This window comes from Umezawaea sp. Da 62-37 (assembly GCF_032460545.1).
Lineage (GTDB): Bacteria > Actinomycetota > Actinomycetes > Mycobacteriales > Pseudonocardiaceae > Umezawaea.
The window spans coordinates 11221347-11243788 of record NZ_CP135965.1; the positions used below are offsets into that span (position 1 = coordinate 11221347).

A 22442-nucleotide genomic window follows, 5' to 3' on the forward strand; every position below is an offset into this window, starting at 1 on the left:
TCGTCCGGTTGGCATAACATCGCGGTTCCGGTCGGGGGTGGCCCGAGCGCGGGGGAGGCGATCGGGTGGGCCAGGACGCGGCGGTGCCGCAGTCGAAGGACACGTCCGTGGCGGGCGTGGCCTTCGCGCGCTGGGGTGTGCGGCCGGAGCCCGCGATGGCCCGCTACGCGGAACCGGGGTGGCAGCTCTCGCCGATGCCGGTCGAACGCCGGTGTCCGCGTTGCCAGGGCCAGCTGCACGGGCTGTACCGGTCGCACCCGCACAAGGGCCGCCAGCAGCTCCAGGCGGCGGTGGTGTGCCCCGCGTGCCCGGCTTCGTTCACGTTGCGGGAACTCCAGCTGTCGCAACGGGCGGTGCTGGGGGAGCTGCGGCCGGAGTCGGTGGCGCAGCGCCTGCGCGAGGAGGCGCAGCTCGCCGCGCTCGAACGGCCCGAGCCCGTGGTGGTGCGCCGGTCGGTCGTGCGGCAGGCCCCGCCGGAACCCGCGGCCCCGGTCCGCCCGGCCCCGCCCGCCCGTCCGGCTGCGCCCGCGCGTCCGGTCCAGCGCGCCCGTCCGGTCGAGCCGGTCGTCGAGCCCGAGCCGGAGGTCGCCGTCCCGGAGCCCGAGGTCGCCGAACCGCCCGCGCCGCCGCGGCGCACGGTGTCGACGGCGGTGATGGCGGCGCGGATCCGGTCCATCCTCACCGGCTCGACCGCGGTCGCCGCGACCCCGGCCGCGTCGATCCCGCTCCTGCCGATGGCGTTGAGGGACTCGTGCGAGCACCGGCTGGTGTGGTGGCGCAAGACGGTCGACCCGCGCCTGGACGTGCCGGAACTGCCGCCCGGTGTCGACGCGCGGGTCGTGCTGCCCGAACAGCCCCGGTTCGACGGCCTGCGGGAACGGCTCAAGCAGGCCGAGGTGCCGTTCCGGTCGGTGCCGCACTGGATCGAGGAGGAGCTGGTCTCCTCGGTCGGGCCCGGCGGCCGACTGGCGCCGGTCACCGCGGGCGCGTGGCTGTCCGAGGTCGGCGGGCTCGTGCCGGACCGGTGCGACCAGGTCGTGGGCGACGGCGCGCTGGCGGCGATGCTGGCGTTCGAGGTGCTGTGGGACCTGCACGAGCCGGTCGACCCGGCGACCGTGCCCGACTCGACGCCCGCCGACCGGCTCGTGCCGCCGGAGTGGCTGCCGTTCCTGACGTTCCCGCTGCTGAACCCGGCGCAGAGCCAGGCGGCGCCGCACATCCTGGACACCGACGAGCACCTGCTGATCGCCGCGCCGACCGGTGCCGGCAAGACCACGATCGGCAAGCTGGCCGCGCTGCGGTCGATCCTGCACGAGGGCCGCAAGGCCGCCTGGCTGGTGCCGCAGCGGTCGTTGACCGACGAGCTGAACATCGAGCTGGAAGCGTGGCGCCGCAACGGGTTGCGGGTGGAGCGCCTGTCCGGCGAGTACGCGGTGGACATCGAGAAGGTCCGCGAGGCCGACCTGTGGGTGGCGACCACGGAGAAGTTCGAGGCCATCTGCCGCGCGGGCTCGTTGCAGGCCGCGCTGGGTGAGGTCGGCTGCCTGGTGGTCGACGAGATCCACCTGCTCGGCAGCCCCGGCCGCGGCGCGCTGCTGGAGGCGCTGCTGGCACGCGTGCGCGGCGCCGAGTCGCCGGTGCGGATCGTGGGGTTGTCGGCGACGGTGTCCAACGCCGCCGAGATCGCGGAGTGGTTGCAGGCCACGCTGGTCACCACGACCTGGCGGCCGTCGCGGGTGACCTGGCAGCTGCCGGTGCTCCCGGCGAGCACGGGGTTCGCGGGCGGCAACCGGGTGCGCGAGCAGGCCGTGGTGGAACTGACCGAACGGCACACCGCCGAGGCGGGCAGCGTGCTGGTGTTCTGCGGCTCCAAGCGCAACGTCCGTTCCACCGCGATGGCCGTCGCCGCCTCCCGCGGCGCCCCGGTGCACACGGCCGCGGCCGACGACGTCGACGCGTTGACGAAGGTGTGCGCGGAGGTCGGGGTGCGGATGCACTACGCCGACTACGACCACAAGCACGCCGCCGAACGCGCTTTCCGCTCGCGGGAGGCCGACGTGCTGGTGGCGACGTCCACCGTGGCGGCCGGGGTGAACCTGCCCGCGCGGGCCGTGGTCGTGCGGGACACGAAGATCGGCGGCGAGCCGATGGACACCTCGACCGTGCAGCAGATGTTCGGCCGCGCCGGGCGGATCGGGGCGGGGGAGACGCAGGGGTGGTCCTACCTGCTGACCGAGGAGACCGAGCGGGCCGCGTGGCAGACCCGGCTGGTGGCCGGGTACTCGGTGTACTCGCGGATCTACGACAGCCTCGCCGACCACGTGCTCGCCGAGGTGCTCCAGGCCCGGATCACCACGCTGGCCGACGCGCAGGCGTGGTGGGTGGAGACCCTCGCCCACGCCCAGGGCGACGACGACCTGGAACCCGTGCAGACGGCGGTGGATTTCCTGATCGCCGAAGGCCACCTCACCGGCGTCCGGCGCGGTGACGACCTCGTGCTGGCCACCACCGAACTGGGCAGGCTCACCGCCCGGATGATGGTGTCGACCTACACCGGGCAACGGCTGCGCCGAACCCTCGGCCTGCTCCCCGTGCCGCGGGACCCGGACTCCGCCGAGGAGTCGCTGAGCCTCGTGCTCGCGGTCGCCGTGCCGGAACTCGCGGGCGTGCCGGTCGCCGAACAGGTGCGCCCCGCCGTCGCCACCGCCATCAAGGCGGGCGGCCGCACGTCGCGGATCACGCACACCACGTCCATCAAGGGCCTCGGCTCGTCGGTGTCGACCTCACCGGGCGACCTCGCGTGGGCCGCCCTGCTGCTCGCCGCCCGCTCACCCCACCTGTTCCGCGAACCCCGCCGCGTCGTCGCGGGCATCCCCCTGTCCACCATCCACCCGGTCATGGACCAGGCGCCCCGCTACCTGTCCTGGCTCGCCGCGCAGGGCGTGCTCGGCACCGTGCACCCGTGGATCGCCATCGTCGCCGCCGACCTCGACCAGCGCCTCCGCTGGCGCCACCTCGCCCCCCACCGCGGCTCCGGCCGCCTGCTGTGGCTCTGCGAGCAGATGGCCACCCGCCCCCGCACCAAGGACCTCGTCCCCGCCATGTGGCGCTCGGCCGTCGACTCCGGCCTGCGCGCCCCCGACTGGAACCCCGGCGTGCCGCCGAGGGGCTGCGAACTCGACCAGGCCGGCTACACCGCGCTGCTGCGCGACCGGGCCACCGGCGCCACCATCACCGAACGCCCGGCCGGGGCGGTCGTGTCCGGCATCGCCGGGGCGACCGCGATCACCTGGCGCGGCAAGACCCGCGGCCCCGTCGTGATCACCAGCGCCACCACGGACCTGGACCACCCGCCGGACCCGGACTCCGACCCCGGTGCCGAACCCGGAGTGGCGGTGTTCACCCGCCGGGGCGACTACCGCGCCACCGGGTGGCTGGCGACCTACGACCGCATCGCCGCACCCGAGGACGAACTGCCACCGCCCCGGCGCGGGGTCCGCAAGGGTTTCGGGGCACGGGGATAGATCCGGGCAGGCTGGCCCTCCGCTCCGGACGCTAGGATGCACGGATGTGGCGGGCCCCGCCATTTGGTGGTTCCGGAGGTGTGCCATGCCAGGGCAGCGTGCGGACGCGCGGCGGAACTACGCGCAGATCCTCGCGGTGGCCGAGCAGGAGGTGGAGCTGCACGGGGCCGAGGCGTCGTTGGAGCAGATCGCTCGGGTCGCCGGTGTCGGGTCGGCGACGGTGCGCAGGCACTTCCCGAGTCGGCGTGAGCTGCTGGAGGCGGTGTTCCGGGGGCGGATCGAGGACCTGGCCGATCTGGCCCGCGGGTTGACGGCGGCGTCGGACGCGCGGGCGGCGCTGCTGGAGTGGTTGGGGGCGTTGACGGACTACGCGACGTCGGCGCGGGGGATGGCGGCGGCGCTGGCGTTGGACGAGGCGACTCCGGAGCACGTGCACGCGTGCTCGACGAAGCTGGTGGACGCCGTCGAGCCGTTGCTGCGCAGGGCGGCGGGGGCCGGTGCGGTGGGGGCCGGGGTGACGACCGCTGACCTGGTGGCGCTGGTGACCGGCATCGCGTTGGCGACCGAGCACCACGCCGATCCGGCCGGTCAGGCGCACCGGCTGCTGGCGCTGGCCGTGGCGGGGATCAGCCCGGCGCGCTGACGTTCTGAAAACCCGGCCGGGCCGTGGAGGTCCGGTCGTTCGGCGTGCCGCGAAGTGCTATCCGGACGCTATCCGCGCGCGGTCAACGGCCCGGTGCAATGGAGGGCGGGCCGAGAGCCCGTCGTCGGCGTGTCCTCGGCTGGTCCGGGGGCCCGCCTGCCGCCGATGTGCCGAACGCGGGTGGGGAAGGAAGCGGATGGACATGTCGCCGACGGGGGACCGCGGTCCGCTGCCCTGGGTGCTGTCGGCGAACGGCCTCCCGGCGCTGCGGGAGACCGCCCGGCGACTGGAGGAACGGCTGCGGGCCCGTCCCGACGTGGACGCGGACGCGGTGGGGCGCTGGCTGGCGGCGCGGGCGGCGGGGCCGAGGCCGTTCCGGGCCGCGGTGAGCGGGCGGGACCGGGAGTCGCTGCTGGACGGGCTGGCGGACCTCGCGCGCGGCGGCGCGGTGGCGGTCGGGTCGGCGCCGGAGGTCGAGCCGGTGTTCGTGTTCCCCGGCATTGGGTCGCAGTGGCCGGGGATGGGCAGCGGGCTCATGGCGGCGTCGCCGGTGTTCCGGGCCCGGATGGACGAGTGCGCGCAGGCGTTGGAGCCGTTCGTCGACTGGCCGGTCGCCGAGGTCGTGGCGGACCCGTTGACCCGGTCCATGCTCGACCGCGTCGACGTGGTGCAGACGCTGCTGTTCGCGGTGCAGGTGTCGCTGGCGGCGGTGTGGGACGACCTGGGCGTGCGCCCGGCGGTGGTGGTGGGGCAGAGCCTCGGCGAGGTGGCCGCGGCCGTGGTGACCGGTGCGCTGACCCTGGACGACGGGGCGCGGGTGTCGGCGTTGCGGGGCATCGCGCAGGTGCCGCTGGCGGGCCGCGGTGACGTGGTGTCGGTGCGGGCGCCGCTGGACGTGGTGGCGGAGTGGGTGTCGCGCTGGGACGGGGAACTGGTGGTCGCCGGGCTGAACGCCCCGACCTCGGTGCTGGTGTCCGGTGGCACCGAGGCGGCCGCGGACCTGGTGGCGGCGTTGACCGCGGCCGGGATCTCGGCCCGCCGGTCGGCCGTCGACCTGGCCACGCACTCGCCGCAGTTCGACGCGATCGTGCCGCGGATGCGCGCGGACCTGGCCCCGGTGCGGCCCGGACCGCCCGGCCTGCCGTACTTCTCGTCGCTGACCGGCGGCCCGCTCGCCGGGCTCCCGATGGACGCCGACTACTGGTGCCGCAACCTGCGCGACCCGCTCCGGTTCGACGAGGCCCTCCGATCCCTGCTGGCCACCGGCGACCGGCACGTGCTGCTGGAGGTCAGCCCGCACCCGCTGCTCACCGGCGCGATGCTGGAACTGGTCGAGGAGGCGGGCGGCACGAGCACCGTGTGCGCCACCCTCCGCCGCTGCCACGGCGGACCGCACGCGATGAGCGCGGCACTGGGCGAGCTGTACACGGCGGGCGCGCGGATCGACTGGCCCGCGGGCGACGCGGACGCGCCGGTGGAGTTCGACGAGGTGACCGACGCGGAAGCCGTGGCGGAACGGCCCGTCGCGACCCTGGACGTGGTGTGCGCGGTGACCGCGGCCGTCCTCGGCGGCGACCCGCTGGCCACCGCCGACCACCGGCGGTCCTTCGTGGACCTCGGCCTGGACTCCGTCACGGCGCTGGAGGTCCGGGCCCGGCTCGCGGAGGCGCTCGGCGTCCCGCTGCCCGCCGCGGTCGTGTTCGACCACCCGACCCCGGCCCGGCTCGCCGAGTACCTGACCGCACGGCGGGACCCCGCGCCCGTCGCCCCGGCCGGACCCGCTCGGGTGGACGACGACCCGATCGCCATCGTGGGCATGGGCTGCCGGCTGCCGGGCGGCGTGTCCGGCACCGACGACCTGTGGCGGATGCTGGCCGATGGCGTGGACGCGGTGGGCCCGTTCCCGGTCGACCGCTGCTGGGACGCCGCGGGCTACGACCCGCGCCCCCGCACACCGGGCCGCCACTACCAGCGCGAAGCCGGGTTCCTGCACGACGCCGACCGGTTCGACGCCGGGTTCTTCGGCATCTCGCCGCGCGAGGCCCTGGCCATGGACCCGCAGCAGCGGCTGCTGCTGGAGACGTCGTGGCAGGCGCTGGAGTCGGCGGGCATCGTGCCGGAAGCGTTGCGCGGCAGTCGGACCGGCGTCTTCACCGGCCTCTACACGCTCGGCTACGGCTCCCCGCTGGACCCCGCGTCCGGCCTCCAGGGCTACGGCTTCACCGGCTCCACCGGCAGCGTCGCCTCCGGGCGCGTCGCGTACGCGCTCGGGCTGGAGGGCCCCGCGGTCACCGTGGACACGGCGTGCTCGTCGTCGTTGGTGGCGCTGCACCTCGCGGTCGGGTCGCTGCGGTCCGGCGAGTCGGACCTCGCGATGGCGGGCGGGGCGACCGTGCTGCCGGGCCTCGACATGTTCGTGGAGTTCTCCCAACTGGGCGCCCTCGCGCCGGACGGCCGGTGCAAGGCGTTCGCCGAGGCGGGCGACGGGTTCGGCCTCGCCGAGGGCGTCGGCGTCGTCGTGCTGGAACGGCTGTCCGACGCGCGCCGCAACGGCCACCCGGTGCTCGCGGTCGTCAAGGGCACGGCGGTCAACCAGGACGGCGCGTCCAACGGGCTGACCGCGCCGAACGGGCCGTCGCAGCAACGGGTCATCCGGGCCGCGCTGGCCGACGCCGGGGTCGCCGCCCGCGACGTCGACGCGATCGAGGCGCACGGCACCGGCACCGTCCTCGGCGACGCCATCGAGGCCGAGGCGCTGCTGGCCACCTACGGGCAGGACCGCGACGCGGACCGCCCGGCGTGGCTGGGCTCGCTGAAGTCGAACGTCGGCCACACCCAGGCCGCCGCCGGGGTCGTCGGCGTGATCAGGACGGTCCTGGCGCTGCGGCACGAGCTGCTGCCCCGCACGCTGCACGTGGACGCGCCGTCCTCTCGGGTCGACTGGACGTCGGGACACCTCGCGGTGCTGGCCGAACCCCGGCCGTGGCCGCGATCGGCCGACCGCCCCCGGCTCGCGGGCGTGTCGTCGTTCGGCGTGTCCGGCACCAACGCGCACGCCGTGCTGGCCGAGGCGCCCGACGTCCCCGCCGATACCGCCGTGCCCCCGGCGCGGGTCAGGCCGTGGATCCTGTCCGCCCGCACGGCCGACGCCGTCCGCGACCAGGCCGCCCGACTGCTGGCACGAGTCGAGGCGGATCCCGCCGTCGTGGGCGCGTCGCTGGTCCGCACGCGGACGCTGTTCGACCACCGGGCCGTGGTCGTGGGCGCCGACCGCGCGGAACTGCTGGCCGGGCTGCGGGAACCGGTGGTCGGCGAGGCCTCCGACCGCGGCAAGGTCGTGTTCGTCTTCCCCGGCCAGGGCGCGCAGTGGGTCGGCATGGCCCGCGACCTGCTGGAGTGGTCGCCGGTGTTCGCCCGGTCGATGGCCGCGTGCGAGGCCGCGCTGGCCCCGTTCGTGGACTGGTCGCTCGCCGACGTCCTCGGCGAAGCGGCGGCACTGGAGCGGGTGGACGTCGTGCAGCCCGCGCTGTGGGCCGTGATGGTGTCGCTGGCCGGGCTGTGGCGTTCGGTGGGCGTCGAGCCGGACGCGGTGGTCGGCCATTCGCAGGGCGAGATCGCCGCCGCCGTGGTCGCGGGCGCGCTGTCCCTCGAGGACGGTGCCCGCGTGGTGTCGTTGCGCAGCAAGGCGATCCTCGCCATCGCGGGCGACGGCGGCATGGCGTCGGTTCCGCTGCCGCTGGCCGAGGTGCGGGCGCTGCTCCCGGACGGCGTGTCGGTGGCCGCGGTGAACGGCCCGTCGTCGGTCGTCGTGTCGGGCGACGTGGCCGGTGTGGCGGCGGTGGTGGACTCGGTGCCGCGTGCCCGGCGCGTCCCGGTGGACTACGCGTCGCACTCGGCGCAGGTGGAACGGATCGAGCAGGACGTCCGCACGGCACTGGACGGCGTCGTGCCACGGCGGGCGCGGGTGCCGTTCCTGTCGTCGGTCACCGCGGACTGGGCCGACGGTACGGACCTCGACGCCGGGTACTGGTACCGCAACCTCCGGCAGGAGGTGCGCTTCGCCGACGCCGTTGCGGTGTTGGCGGACAACGGTTTCGGCGCGTTCGTCGAGGCGAGCGCCCACCCCGTGCTGACGCCGGGGATCTCGGAGGCCCTGCCGGACGCGGTCGTGACCGGCACCCTGCGCCGCGACGAGGACGGCCCCCGTCAGTTCGCCACGGCCGTCGGCAGGCTGCACGTCCACGGCGTCCCCGTCGACTGGACACCGTTCTTCGACGACGTGACCGGACACGCCGACCTGCCGACCTACCCGTTCCGGGGGGACCGGTTCTGGCTGGAACCGGCGCGGCCGACGAGCGTGGTCGATGACGAGTGGTGCTACCGGATCGGCTGGCGTCGGCTCACGCCGAAGGCCGCTCCCACCGGGTGCTGGCTCGCGGTGCTGCCCGCGGACGGGTCCGGCGCGGACGTCGTCACGGCGTTGCGGGACGCCGGGCTCGACGTCACCACCGACGGCCTGCCGGACGGCGACTTCGCGGGCGTGCTGTCGCTGGGCGGGCACACCGACCTGTGGGCCGCGGTGGAGCTGGCGCGGGCGACGACCCGGCCGCTGTGGGTGCTCACCCGCGGCGCGGTGGCCGTGGACGGGACGGAAGACCTGGCCGAGCCGTCGCAGGCCGCGACCGTCGCCCTCGCCAGGTCGTTCGGCCTGGAGAACCCGGACCGCTGGGGTGGCGCGATCGACCTGCCCCGCGACCTGGACGCGGACGGCGCCGCGCTGGTGGTGGCCGCCCTGGCGTTCGGCGACGAGGACCAGCTCGCGGTCCGCCGGAACGGCCTGCACGGCCGACGGCTGGAACGAGGACTCCGCTCGTCGGACGGCTGGAAGCCGCGCGGGACCGTGCTGGTGACCGGCGGTACCGGCGGGCTCGGCGTGGCGGTCGCCCGCTGGCTGGTCGCCGCAGGCGCCGAACGGGTCCTGCTGGTCGGCCGTCGCGGCCCGGACACCCCCGACCTGCCCGACCTCGGCCCAGCCGTCACGGCGCTGGCCTGCGACGTCGCCGACCGCGACGACCTGGCGCGGCTGCTGGCCGAGCACCCGGTGGACGCGGTCGTGCACGCGGCGGGCGTGCGGGACGACAGCACGCTGGACGCGCTCACCCCGCAACGGCTGGCGTCGGTGATGCGCGCCAAGGTCACCTCGGCGACCAACCTGCACGAACTGGCGGGCGACCTGGACGCGTTCGTCGTGTTCTCGTCCGTCATTGGCGTGGTCGGCAACGCCGGGCAGGCCAACTACGCCGCCGCGAACGCCGCCCTGGACGCGCTGGTCGCCCGCCGCCGCGCGGCCGGGCAGCCGGGCGTGTCCATCGCCTGGGGCGTGTGGGGCGGGCCGGGGATGCTGGAGGACGACCTCGCCGCGAAGCTGGCCGCCCGCGGCCTGCCGGGGATGGATCCCGCACGGGCCGTCGAGCTGATCGGGCGGGTCGTGGACCCGCTGACCGTGGTCGCCGACGTCGACTGGGGCCGCTACGCCGAGGCCGCCGGGCTGCGCACCGCCCTGTTCGCCGAACTCCCCGGTATGGCGAGGAATCCCGCGGCGCGCGGCTCCATGCTGGAGGTCATCCGCACGCACCTCGCCGCCGTCCTCGGGCACGCGTCCGCGGACGCGGTGCCGGCGCGGACCGCGTTCGCCGAGCTGGGCCTGGACTCGTTGACCGTGCTGGAGCTGCGCAACCGCCTCAACGCCGCCCTCGGCCTGCGCCTGCCCACCAGCGTGCTGTTCGACCACCCGACGCCGCGGGCGCTCGCCGACCACCTCGACGCGCCGGCGGGAGACGCGCCCGCCGTGCCGCGGACCGCCGTGGCCGAGCACGAGCCGATCGCGGTGGTGGGCATGGGCTGCCGGTTCCCCGGCGACGTGCGGACCCCCGACGACCTGTGGCGGCTGCTGGTGTCCGGCCGCGACGCCATCGGGCCGTGGCCCGCAGACCGCGGCTGGGACCTCGGCGCGCTCTACCACCCCGACCCCGACCACCCCGGCACCAGCTACTGCCGCGAGGGCGGGTTCCTCACCGGCGCGGCGGACTTCGACGCCGGGTTCTTCGGCGTCTCGCCGCGCGAGGCGCTGGCCATGGACCCCCAGCAGCGGCTGCTGCTGGAGACCACCTGGCACGCCGTGGAGGACGCGGGGATCGCGCCGACCGACCTGCGCGGTCGTCCCGTCGGCGTGTTCGTCGGCACCAACGGCCAGGACTACCCGGTCGCGCTGGCCGGTGACGCGGACGTGCCCGAGGGCCACCGCCTCACCGGCAACCTGGCCAGCGTGCTGTCCGGGCGGATCTCCTACGTGCTCGGCCTCCAGGGCCCCGCGCTGACCGTCGACACCGCGTGCTCGGCCTCCCTGGTCGCGCTGCACCTGGCCGTGCAGGCGCTGCGCCGGGGCGAGTGCGAGCAGGCCATCGCGGGTGGTGCGACGGTGATGAGCACCCCGTGGCTGTTCACCGAGTTCAGCAGGCAGCGCGGGCTGGCGCCGGACGGCCGCTGCAAGTCCTTCTCCGCCGACGCCGACGGCACCGGCTGGAGCGAGGGCGTCGGCGTCCTCGTGCTCGAACGGCTGGCCGACGCGCACGCCCGCGGCCACCGGGTGCACGCGGTGATCCGCGGCAGCGCGATCAACCAGGACGGCGCCTCCAACGGCCTCAGCGCGCCCAACGGCGTGGCGCAGCAGCGGGTCATCGCCGCCGCGCTGGCCGACGCGGGCGTGGCGCCGCACGAGGTGGACGCGGTCGAGACGCACGGCACCGGCACCCGGCTCGGCGACCCGATCGAGGGCAACGCCCTGCGCGCGGCCTACGGGCGGCGCGACCGGCCGCTGCTGCTGGGCGCGGTCAAGTCCGCACTCGGGCACACCCAGGCCGCGGCGGGCGTGGCCGGGGTGATCAAGACCGTGCTCGCGCTCCGGCACGCCGAGCTGCCGCCGACCCTGCACGCCGCCGAGCCGAACCCGGAGATCGACTGGGACCCGGCGGTCCTGCGGCTGGTCACCGAACGCGAACCGTGGCCCGCCCACGACGGCCCGCGCCGGGCCGGGGTGTCGGCGTTCGGCATCAGCGGCACCAACGCCCACGTGATCCTGGAGAGCGCGCCACCCGCGCCGAAACCCGCGCCCCGCCCGGCCGGGCTGCCCACGCCGGTGCTGGTGTCGGCCGCGTCCCCGGAGGCGTTGCGCGTCCAGGTCGAGCTGGTCGGGGCCCGTCCGGACCTCGCCGACGCGCTGGCCACCCGGCGCGCGCACCTGCCGCACCGCGCGGTGATCGGCGCGCGGACGACCACCGGTGTCGCGGGCGAGCCGGGGAGGATCGCGTTCCTGCTGCCCGGCCAGGGCAGCCAGCGCGTCGGGATGGGCTCGGAGCTGTACGCGGCCGAACCGGTGTTCGCCGCGGCGCTGGACGAGGTGTGCGCGCTCGCCGACCGCCACCTCGACCGGCCGTTGCGCGAGGTCATGTCCGGCGGCGGTGACGGACTGCTCGACCGCACCCGGTACACGCAGCTCGCGCTGTTCGCGATCGGGGTCGCGCTGGCCAGGCTGCTCGACGACCGCGGGGTGCGGCCGGACGTGCTGCTCGGCCACTCGGTGGGGGAGCTGACCGCCGCGCACCTCGCGGGCGTGCTGGACCTCGCCGACGCCGTGGACCTGGTCGCGGCCCGAGGTCGGCTGATGGACGCGTTGCCGCCGGGCGGGGCGATGGTCGCGGTCGAGGCGACCGAGGAGGAGGTCGCGGACGGGGTCCTGGACGTCGCCGCGGTCAACGGCCCCACCGCCGTCGTGCTGTCCGGTGACACCGACACCGTCGAGCGGGTCGCGGCCGGGTTCCGCGCCCTCGGCAGGCGCACCAAGCTGCTGCCGGTCAGCCACGCGTTCCACTCGGCCAGGATGGACCCCGTCCTGGCCGGGTTCCGCGAGGTCGCCGCCGCGCTGACCTACCGGGCGCCGCGGCTGGACGTGATCTCCAACCGCACCGGCGCCATCGCCACCGCCGAGCAGTTGCGGTCGCCGGACCACTGGGTGCGGCACGTGCGCGAGACCGTCCGCTTCGCCGAGGGCGTCCAAGCCCTGGGCGCGGGCACGGTGTTCGAGCTGGGCCCCGGCGGCGTGCTGTCGACGCTGGTCGACGGGGCGGTGCCGCTGCTGCGCGACGACCGGTCCGAAGTGGACACGGTGGTCGGGGCGCTCGCCCACGCGCACCTGCGGGGCGTGCCGGTGCGGTGGCTCGCGGGCGGCGCGCACGTCGACCTGCCGCTGTACCCGTTCCAGCGCACGCGCTTCTGGCCCGAGGGCCGGTTCGCGGCCACCGCCGCGGTGGACCGGCTGCGGTACCGGGTCGAGTGGGCGCCGGTCGCGGTGGCGGGCGCTCGGCGTCCGGGGTCCTGGCGGATCGTCGGGGAGATGCCGGGCGCCGACCGGATCGCCGCCGCGCTGGGCGACGGCGACCCGGCGGGCGTTCTCGTGCTGCCCGGCTGCTCGCCCGACGAGCTGGTCGGGGTGGTGGCCGGTGCCGAAGCCCCGGTGTGGGTGCTCGCGGACCCCGACGACCCGCGGCAGGCGCCGCTGTGGGGCATGGGCCGGGTGGCGGCCCTGGAACACCCGGACCGCTGGGGCGGACTGGTCCACTGGTCACCCGACGCCGACGTGGCGGACCTGGTGGCCGTGCTGACCGGTGATTCCGGCGAGGACCAGGTGTCCGTCCGCCCGGACGGCGTGCGGGCACGGCGGCTGGTGCGCGCAGACCGTGCCCGATCCGGCTCCCGGTGGCGGCCACGCGGCCGGGTGCTGGTGACCGGCGGTACCGGTGGGCTCGGCGGGCACGTGGCCGGGTGGCTGGCCGGGAACGGCGCCGACGAGCTGGTGCTGGTGAGCCGCTCGGGCGGTGGGGTACCCGACTTCGGCGTGCCGACGACCGTGCTGGCGTGCGACGTCGCCGACCGCGACCAGGTGGAACGGCTGGTCGCCGAGGCCGGGCCGTTCACGGCCGTGTTCCACGCGGCCGGTATCGCAGCCGACCGGCCCTTCGCCGACTGCGCGCCCGAGGACCTCGCCGCCCAGACGGCGGCCAAGGTGCTCGGTGCGGGCCACCTCGACGCCCTCGTCGGCGACGTGGACGCGTTCGTGCTGTTCTCCTCGGTCGCCGCGACCTGGGGCAGCGGCGGGCAGGCGGGGTACGCCGCCGCCAACGCCGCGCTGGACGCGTTCGCCGTCGACCGCAGGCGGCGCGGGCTGAAGGCCACCTCGGTCGCCTGGGGTCCGTGGGCGGGGGAGGGCATGGCCGCGGGGGAGACGGGGGACCGCATCCGGCGGCTCGGGCTGACCGCGATGTCGCCCGCCGTCGCGCTGGCGGCGTTGCAGCACGCCCTGGACGCCGACGAGACGGCGATCGTCGTGGCGGACGTGGACTGGCCGCGCTTCCTGCCGCCGTTCACCGCGACCCGGCCGAGCGCGCTGTTCCGCGACCTGCCGGAGGCCCTGCCAGCAGTTGAGTCCACTGTGGACGCGACTGTGGAGGTGTTGTCCCCGCGGGAAGTGGCGGAGCTGGCCGCGGAGGTGCTGGGGCACGGCGGCGCGGTGGCGCTGGACGCCGACCGGTCGTTCCGCGACCTCGGGTTCGACTCCCTGATGGCCGTGGACCTGCGCAACCGCCTGGTGGAGCGCACCGGGCGCGCGCTGCCGGTGACCGTGGTCTTCGACCACCCGTCCATCGCCGCGCTCGCCGCCGCACTGGGCGACGACGTGCCCGCCGCCGAAGTCCCCGTGCCCGCGCCGGTTCCGGACGAGCCGCTGGCGATCGTGTCGATGGCCTGCCGGTTCCCCGGCGGCGTGACGAGCCCCGAAGACCTCTGGCGGCTGGTGGACGAGGGTCGGGACGCCATCGGCGACCTGCCCGCCGACCGCGGCTGGGACCTCGGTCGGCTCTACGACGCCGACCCCGACAAGGCGGGCACGTTCTACGCCCGCGGCGGCGGGTTCCTGGCCGACGCGGGCGACTTCGACGCGGCCTTCTTCGGCATCTCGCCCCGCGAGGCGCTGGCGATGGACCCGCAGCAGCGGCTGCTGCTGACCGCGAGCTGGGAAGCCCTGGAAAGGGCGGGCATGGACCCGTCGGCGCAGCGCGGCAGCAGCGGCGGCGTGTTCGCCGGCGTCGCCGGGCAGGGATACGGCACCGGTCCGGCGGGCGAGGTCGAGGGCCACCTGCTCGCCGGGACCGTGACCAGCGTGGCGTCCGGCCGGATCGCCTACACCCTGGGCACCGAGGGGCCCGCCGTCACGGTGGAGACGGCTTGCTCGTCGTCGCTGGTGGCGCTGCACCTGGCGGGCCAGTCGCTGCGCTCGGGCGAGTGCTCGTTCGCGATCGTCGGCGGCGCGGCCGTGGTGGCGAGCCCGGACCTGTTCGTCGAGTTCAGCAGGCAGCGCGGCCTGTCGGCGGACGGGCGGTGCCGGTCGTTCGGCGACGGCGCCGACGGCACCGGCTGGTCCGAGGGCGTCGGGGTGCTGGTCGTGGAACGGCTGTCCGACGCGCGCCGCCTCGGCCACCCCGTCCTGGCGCTGGTGCGCGGCAGCGCGGTCAACCAGGACGGCGCGTCCAACGGCCTCACCGCCCCGAACGGCCTGGCGCAGCAGCGGGTGATCCGGCGGGCACTGGCCAACGCGGGCCTGGCACCGTCCGAGGTGGACCTCGTGGAGGCGCACGGCACCGGGACCACGCTCGGCGACCCGATCGAGGCGCAGGCGCTGCTGGCCACCTACGGCCAGGACCGCGACCGGCCGTTCGGGCTGGGGTCGGTCAAGTCCAACATCGGCCACACCCAGGCCGCCGCGGGGATAGCCGGGATCATCAAGGTCGTCATGGCCATGCGGCACGGGGTCCAGCCGCGCACCCTGCACGCCGCCGACCCGTCCACGCGGGTGGACTGGTCGGCGGGCAACGCGCTGCTGCTGCGCGAGTCGCGGCCGTGGGACGGGCCGCGTCGCGCGGGGGTGTCGGCGTTCGGCATGAGCGGCACCAACGCGCACGTGATCCTCGAACACGTCCCGGCCGAGCCCGCCGAACCCGTCGCGGACGACTGCCTGCCGCTGCTGCTGTCCGCCCGGACCGCCCGCGCGCTCGCGGATCAGGCCGCCCGCCTGCGCGAAGCGGTGCGGGACAACGGATCGACGGACGTGGCCAGGACGCTGGCGGCGCGGCCGAGGTTCGAGCACCGGGCTGTGGTCGTCGGAGATCACGCCGCCGGGCTAGCCTCGCCGCACACGGCGCCGAACGTCGTGCGCGGCCGGGTCGTCAGCGGTGACGTCGTGTTCGTCTTCCCCGGTCAGGGCTCCCAGTGGACCGGCATGGCGCTGGAACTGGCGGAGTCCGAGCCGGTGTTCGCGGCGCGGCTGGACGAGTGCGCGCGGGCGTTGTCCGCGCACGTGGACTGGTCGCTGCGGGACGTGCTGGGCAACGAGGCCGCGCTGAGCCGCGTCGACGTGGTGCAGCCCGCCCTGTTCGCGGTGATGGTGTCGCTGGCGGCGGTGTGGCGCGCGCACGGCGTCGAGCCCGCGGCCGTGGTCGGCCACTCGCAGGGCGAGATCGCCGCCGCCGTGGTGGCCGGGGCACTGTCCCTTGAGGACGGAGCGAGGGTGGTCGCCTTGAGAAGCAAAGCTGTCCTGGCCATTTCGGGCCGCGGCGGCATGGTCGCCGTCGCCCTCACCGAGAAGGCCGCGCGGGCCCGGCTCGCCGACTACGCCGGTCGGGTCGAGATCGCCGCCGTCAACGGGCCGGACGCCGTCGTGGTGGCCGGGGAGCCCGCCGCGCTGGCCGCGCTGGTGGTCGCCTGCGGTCGTGACGGAGTGCGGGCCCGGTCCATCCCGGTCGACTACGCCGCCCACTCGGCGCACGTGGAGCCGTTGCGGGAGGAACTGCTCACCGCGCTGGCCGGGATCCGGCCGCGGGCCGCGGACGTGCCGCTGCTGTCCAGCGTGCTCGGCGAGTTCGTGGACGGCACCGCCCTCGACGCCGGGTACTGGTACCGCAACCTCCGGGAACCGGTCGGCTTCGGCGCGGCCACCGACCAGCTCGTGAGCCGGGGCCACGCGGTGTTCGTCGAGATCAGCCCGCACCCGGTGCTGGTCGCCGCGATCGAGGGCAGCGCCGCGGGCAGGCCGGTGGCCGTGCTCGGCACGCTGCACCGGGACTCCGCGGGTCGCCGCAGGCTGCGCACCGCGCTGGCCGAGGCGTGGGTGGCCGGTGTCGACGTGGACTGGGAGCCGATCACCGGCGCGGGGCGGCTCGTCGCGCTGCCGCCGTACCCGTTCCAGAACGAACGCTACTGGCTCCCCGCACCGGGCCGGTCCGGCGCCGCGCCCGCCCGGCAGCTCACCTACCGCACGGACTGGCGCAGGCTGCCCGAGCCGGAACCGCGCCTCCTCGACGGCTGGGTGGTCGTGACTCCGGTCGGTGGCCACCCCGCCGCCGAACTCCCCGGCGCGCGGGTCGTCACCGCCGCCGCCGACATCGGCCTGGCCACCGGCGTCGTCTCGCTGCTCCCGCCGAGGGCCACGCTCGACCTGCTGCGCGAGCTGGACCCCGAGACCCCGCTGTGGCTGGTCACCACCGACGCCGAGCACGACCCGGAACAGGCCCGCGTCTGGGGCATCGGGCAGGTGCTCGGCCTCGAACAGCCGGACCGGTGGGGCGGCCTGGTCGACCTGCCCGCCGACGTCGACGCCGCGGTGCTCGCCCGCCTGTCGGGTGTTCTCGGCGGTGAGGAGGACCAGCTCCGCGTCCGGGCCGACGGCGTCCGCGTCCGCAGGCTGGTCCCGTTCGGCTCACCAGCGCGCGCCGAACGGCCGTGGGTGCCCGGCGGGGTCGTCGTGCGCGGTGCGGACGCCGACCTGACCGCCGACCTGACGGCCTGGTTCGACCGGCACGGTGACGGCGGTGAACCGGACACGGTGATCCAGGTTCTCCCCACCGAGCCGCCCGCGGGCGTGCTGCCGGACGTGGACCTGGGGGCCCTCGACGACCTCCCGGCCGACGCCACCGTCGTCGTCCTGCACCCGCTGAGCGGGCTGTGGGGCGCGGCACGGCAAGGCGCGGGCGCGGCCCGGTCCGCGGGAGCCGCCGCCCACGTGCGCCGACTCAGGGCCGGGGGTGGGCGGGCCACGGCCGTCGCGGTCGGCGGGTGGGACCCGCAGCAGCGCGCGGTGGACGTGGACGACGTCATGACCGCCGTCCGGCAGGCGCTGGACCACGACGAGCCCGAGACCGCGGTGGTCGACGCCGACTGGTCGTCGATCGTGGCCACGGTGTCCTCCCCGCGCCAGCTCAACCTGCTGGCCGAACTGCCCGAGGCGCGGGAGGCGCGACGGGACGTCCCGGTCGGCGACGGCCTGGCGGACCGGCTGGCCGGGCTGGCCGCCGACGAGCAGCTGCGCGTGCTGCTCGGCCTGGTCACCGAGCAGGCCGCCGCCGCGCTCGGCCACACCGGTCCCGGCGAGGTCCGCCCGGACGCGCCGTTCGCCGCGGCCGGGTTCGACTCGCTGCTGGCCGTGCAGTTCCGCAACCGCCTGGTGGCGGCGACCGGACTGGCCATCGCCGCGACCGTCGTGTTCGACGAACCTACCCCGACCGCACTGGCCCGGCACTTGCACGAACGGCTGTGCGCGCCACCGGACCCGGTCGCGGAGGTGCTGGCCGACCTGGACCGGCTGACCGGCGTGCTGGACGGACTGCCCGCCGACGACAAGGTCGGCGCCCGGCTGCGCGCGCTGATGCGGCGCTGGGACGAGCGCGGCGCGCCCGCGCGCGCCGGCGAACTGGAGTCCGCCAGCGCCGATGAGCTGTTCGCACTGCTCGACACCGACTTCAGCACGGGCTGAGGAGAACGGAGCGGCATGACGATCGTGAAGTGCCTGGTGTGGGACCTCGACAACACGCTGTGGCGTGGCACGTTGGCCGAGGGCGACGACGTGGAGGTGCCGGAGGGGATCCGGCGCGTGATCACCGAGCTGGACGCCCGCGGCGTCCTGCAGTCGATCGCCAGCAAGAACGACCACGACGTCGCGTGGGCCCGCCTCGAACAGGTGGGCCTGGCCGAGTACTTCGTGCTGCCGCGGATCGGTTGGGGCCCGAAATCGGTGTCGGTGAAGGAGATCGCGGAGGAGCTGAACTTCGCCGAGTCCACCATCGCGTTCGTGGACGACCAGCCCACCGAACGCGCCGAGGTCGCCTTCCACCTCCCCGAGGTGCGCTGCTACCCGGCCGAGCAGGCCGCCGATCTGGTCGCCCTGCCCGAGTTCACCCCGCCGGTGGTCACCGAGGACTCGTCCCGCCGCAGGCGGATGTACCAGGCGGGCTTCCGTCGCGACGCCGAACGGGAGACCTTCACCGGCCCCGACGAGGACTTCCTGCGCACCCTCGACCTGCGCATGACCGTCGTCCGCGCCACCGAACGCGAACTGGCCCGCGCGGCCGAGTTGACGTTGCGCACCAGCCAGATGAACGCGACCGGCGTGCCCTACGACGACGCCGACCTGCGCGGTCTGGTGGACGACCCGGACCACGAGGTGCTGGTGGTCACGATGTCCGACCGCTTCGGCCCGCACGGCGCCGTCGGCATCGTCCTGCTCCACCGCACCCCCGCCCTGTGGCACCTCAAACTCCTCGCCACCTCCTGCCGGGTGGTGGCGTTCGGCGCCGGATCCACCCTGCTCAACTGGATCGTCGACCGCGCGGCCCGTGCGGGCGTGCACCTGGCCGCCGACTTCAAGCCCACCGCCCGCAACCGCATGATGGACATCGCCTACCGGTTCGCGGGCTTCGACGACGAACCCTGCGCCTGCCTGACCGCCCTGGGCCCCGCCGCGGCGGACGGCGTGCTGCGGCTGCACCTGCTGCCCGAACCCCGACCGGTGTCGCCGGTCGTGACGCTCGACGCGGTCGACCTGGCCGCGGTGGAGGTGCACCATGGCTGACCAGCTGGACGTCACCCCGGCACTGGCCGGGTACGTGCGCGAGATGTCCCTGCGCGAGGACGCGATCCTCCGCGAACTGCGCGAGGAGACCGCCGAACTCCCCGGCGGCGCCTCGTTGCAGGTGATGCCGGAGGAAGGCCAGTTCCTGGGACTCCTGGTCAGCCTGGTGGGCGCCCGTTCCGTGCTGGAACTGGGCACCTACACCGGGTACAGCACGCTCTGCATGGCCAGGTCGCTCCCCGCCTACGGCCGCCTCATCACCTGCGACATCACCACCCGCTGGGCCGACATCGGCGCCCCCTTCTGGCAGCGCGCGGGCGTGACCGACCGCATCGACCTCCGCGTGGGCCCGGCCGAGTCCACAATGGACGCCCTGCTGGCCGACGGCCAGGCGGAGGCCTTCGACCTCGTCTTCGTCGACGCCGACAAGGCGGGTTACCCGGCCTACTACGAGCGGGCGGTCCGCCTCGTGCGCCCCGGCGGCCTGGTGGTCCTGGACAACACCCTCTTCTTCGGCCGCGTCACCGATCCCTCGATGACCGACCCGGACACCGAGGGCGTCCGCAAGGTCAACGCCCTCATCCGCGACGACCACGAGGTGGACATCGTCCTGCTGACCGTCGCCGACGGCCTCACCCTTGTGCGGCGCAAGACCGCGTGAGAACGGGCGGGGGACACCGTCCCCCGCCCGCGGTGAAGACCTACCCCCGCAACCGGACCACGAGCTCCACCATCGCGCCCACCGTCCGGAAGTTCGCCAGCTTCAGGTTCGCGCCGGTGATCGTGATCCCGTACCGCTGCTCCAGGTGCACCACCAGTTCCATCGCGAACAGCGACGACAACCCGCCCTCCCCGAACAGGTCGCGGGTCACCGTCCACCCCGCCTTCGTCCGCGTCTCCAGGAAGTCGATCAACTCCCGCTCGATGGTGTCCGGGGTGGCCGAGACCGTCATGGCAGCGCCTCTTCGTAGTCGTAGAACCCGCGGCCGCTCTTGCGACCGTGGTGCCCGTCGCGCACCTTCGCCAGCAGCAACCCGCACGGCCGGCTCCGCTCGTCACCGGTGCGCAGGTGCAGCACGTCGAGCGCGTCGACCAGGTTGTCGATCCCGATCAGGTCGGCCGTCCTCAGCGGACCCGTGGGATGCCCCAGGCACCCCTGCATGAGCGCGTCCACGTCCTCGATGGACGCCACGCCCTCCTCCACCAGCCGGGCCGCGTCGTTGATCATCGGGTGCAGCAGCCTGCTGGTCACGAACCCCGGCGAGTCCCGCACCACGATGGGCGTCCGGCGCAGCTCGCCGAGGAACTTCGTCGCCGCCGCGACCACGTCCGGTGCGGTGCGCGGGCCGGGGATCACCTCGACGGTCGTGATCAGGTAGGCCGGGTTCATGAAGTGGGTGCCGAGCAGGTCCGCCGGTCGCACCACGGCGGCCGCCAGCTCGTCGATCGGGATGGACGAGGTGTTGGAGATCAGCGGCGTGCCGTCCGGAACCGCCGCCGACACCCGCGCCAGCACGTCCGCCTTCGTCGCGGGGTCCTCGGTGACGGCCTCGACCACCGCCACCGCGACCGATCCGGACAGGGCCGACGCCAGGTCGGTCATCGCGTCCAGCCGTCCGGTCGGGGTGTCCGGCGGGAGCGCGCCGAGCAGCGCCGCGGTCCGCAGGTTCCGGGCGATGGCGATCTCCGCCCGGTCCAGGACCGCGCGGTCCAGGTCCACCAGCGTCACGGGGACGCCGTGCGCGAGGGCGAGCGTGGTGATGCCGGTGCCCATCACGCCCGCGCCCACGACGACGAGCGGATGTCCATCATCGCGTGCCGCGGCCGTCACGGGACCTCCCTGCGTTCGATGCGGGTTCTCGGCGGTCATGGTCGGGCACCGCCGCTATCGTCCCGATAGCGTCGCCGCGCCCCCGTTCCCGCTAGGGCCGCGCTATGACGCCCCGCTAACCTCCCGCTCCGGCAGGCCGGGTCACCTCTGTCGCACCCACCCGGCCCGGCGAGCACCTGGGAGAGGACACCGTGGACACCACTCGGGCCGAGCCGGTCGGCTATCCCTTCAACCGCGCCGAGGACCTGGAACTGGACGAGCGCTACGCGCGGTCGCGCGCGGGCCGCCAACTGGTCCGGGTCAAGATGCCCTACGGCGAGGAGGGCTGGCTCGCCACCCGCTACGAGGACGTCCGGATCGTGCTGGGGGACCACCGCTTCAGCAGGGCGGCCGCCGCCGCGGCGGGCCTCGACGAGCCGCGCACCTCCCCCCAGACCGTCGGCCCCGGCGTGATCCTGTCGATGGACCCGCCGGAGCACTCCCGCGTCCGCAGGCTCGCGGGCAAGGCGTTCACCCACCGCAACGTGGAACGCCTGCGCCCCAAGGCGGAACAGGTCGCGAACGAGCTGGTCGACCGGATGGTCGAGCACGGCTCCCCGGTCGACCTGATCGAGAACTTCGCCTCCCCGCTGCCCGTCGCGATGATCTGCACCATGCTCGGCGTCCCGGTGGAGGACCAGCACAGGTTCCTCGTCTGGTCCGAGGTGTTCGCCTCCGCGACCACGCTCACCGCCGAAGAGACCCAGGCCCGCCTGGGCAGCCTCGTCCAGTACATGTCGGAGTTGTTGCGGCAGCGCCAGGAGAAGCCCGAGGACGACCTGCTCAGCGGCCTGGTGCTGGCCCGCGACCAGGACGACCGCTTCACCGGCGAGGAGATCCTCAGCCTGGCCATCGTCCTGCTGGGCGCCGGCCACGAGAACATCACCAGCCAGATCCCCAACTTCGTCTACACGCTCCTGCACCACCCCGACGAACTCGCCCGCCTGCGCGCCGACCGCAGCCTGATCCCCCAGGCCGTCGAAGAGCTGATGCGCTACATCCCCCTCGGCCTGGGTCCGGTGCTGGCGCGGTACGCGCTCGTCGACATCGAGGTGGGCGGCGTGCTGGTGCGCGCGGGCGAGCCGGTGGTCGCGTCACTGGGCTCCGCGAACCGCGACGAGGACGCCTTCGACCGCGCCGACGTCCTCGACCTCACCCGCCAACCAGGCCCGCACGTCGGCTTCGGCCACGGCCCGCACCACTGCCTGGGCGCGGCCCTGGCGCGGATGGAGATGCAGATCGCGATGGAGACCCTGCTGGACCGCTTCCCGGACCTGCGAATCGCCGTCCCCGACGAAGACCTGAAATGGCGCACCGGCACTTTCATGCGCAGCGTCCTGGAACTGCCGATCACCTGGTGAGGCACCCGATCCGTCGCGAAGCGCCGGACGCCTT

Annotated in this window: 8 protein-coding genes; 6 read left to right on the forward strand and 2 right to left on the reverse strand. The window is 75.1% G+C overall.

What is annotated here, in order from left to right:
* Positions 1-65: 65 nt before the first annotated feature.
* From RM788_RS50505 to RM788_RS50525, 5 genes are all read left to right on the forward strand, one after another.
* Positions 66-3524, forward strand: coding sequence for a DEAD/DEAH box helicase (locus RM788_RS50505; RefSeq protein WP_315928851.1), 3459 nt, complete (start codon positions 66-68; stop codon positions 3522-3524).
* 85 nt (positions 3525-3609) lie between these two features.
* Positions 3610-4167 carry a TetR/AcrR family transcriptional regulator gene (locus tag RM788_RS50510; RefSeq protein ID WP_315928853.1) on the forward strand — a complete coding sequence of 186 codons (558 nt, stop codon included), beginning with the start codon at positions 3610-3612 and terminating at the stop codon, positions 4165-4167.
* A gap of 196 nt (positions 4168-4363) precedes the next feature.
* Positions 4364-18082 (forward strand): SDR family NAD(P)-dependent oxidoreductase, encoded by a 13719-nt coding sequence (locus tag RM788_RS50515; RefSeq protein WP_315928855.1) that lies wholly within the window; start codon positions 4364-4366, stop codon positions 18080-18082.
* A 15-nt stretch (positions 18083-18097) separates the two neighbouring features.
* Positions 18098-19177: an HAD-IIIC family phosphatase gene (locus RM788_RS50520; RefSeq protein WP_315928858.1), complete on the forward strand. Its 1080-nt coding sequence runs from the start codon at positions 18098-18100 to the stop codon at positions 19175-19177.
* Entirely contained in the window at positions 19170-19838 is a 669-nt protein-coding gene (locus RM788_RS50525; protein ID WP_315928859.1) for a class I SAM-dependent methyltransferase, read from the forward strand. The genes RM788_RS50520 and RM788_RS50525 overlap by 8 nt, the downstream gene beginning before the upstream one ends.
* A 40-nt stretch (positions 19839-19878) precedes the next feature.
* On the opposite strand, the gene RM788_RS50530 is transcribed toward RM788_RS50525, so the two are convergent.
* The gene (locus RM788_RS50530) at positions 19879-20130 is read right to left on the reverse strand and encodes an acyl carrier protein (RefSeq protein ID WP_315928861.1); all 252 of its coding nucleotides are present in this window, start codon (positions 20128-20130) and stop codon (positions 19879-19881) included.
* The gene (locus RM788_RS50535; protein ID WP_315928863.1) at positions 20127-21008 is read right to left on the reverse strand and encodes a 3-hydroxyacyl-CoA dehydrogenase family protein; all 882 of its coding nucleotides are present in this window, start codon (positions 21006-21008) and stop codon (positions 20127-20129) included. The genes RM788_RS50530 and RM788_RS50535 overlap by 4 nt, the downstream gene beginning before the upstream one ends.
* A 191-nt stretch (positions 21009-21199) precedes the next feature.
* Here RM788_RS50535 and RM788_RS50540 point away from each other — a divergent pair, with 191 nt between their 5' ends.
* Complete coding sequence (locus RM788_RS50540; protein ID WP_315928865.1) at positions 21200-22408, forward strand: cytochrome P450; 1209 nt, start codon at positions 21200-21202, stop codon at positions 22406-22408.
* Positions 22409-22442: the final 34 nt, after the last annotated feature.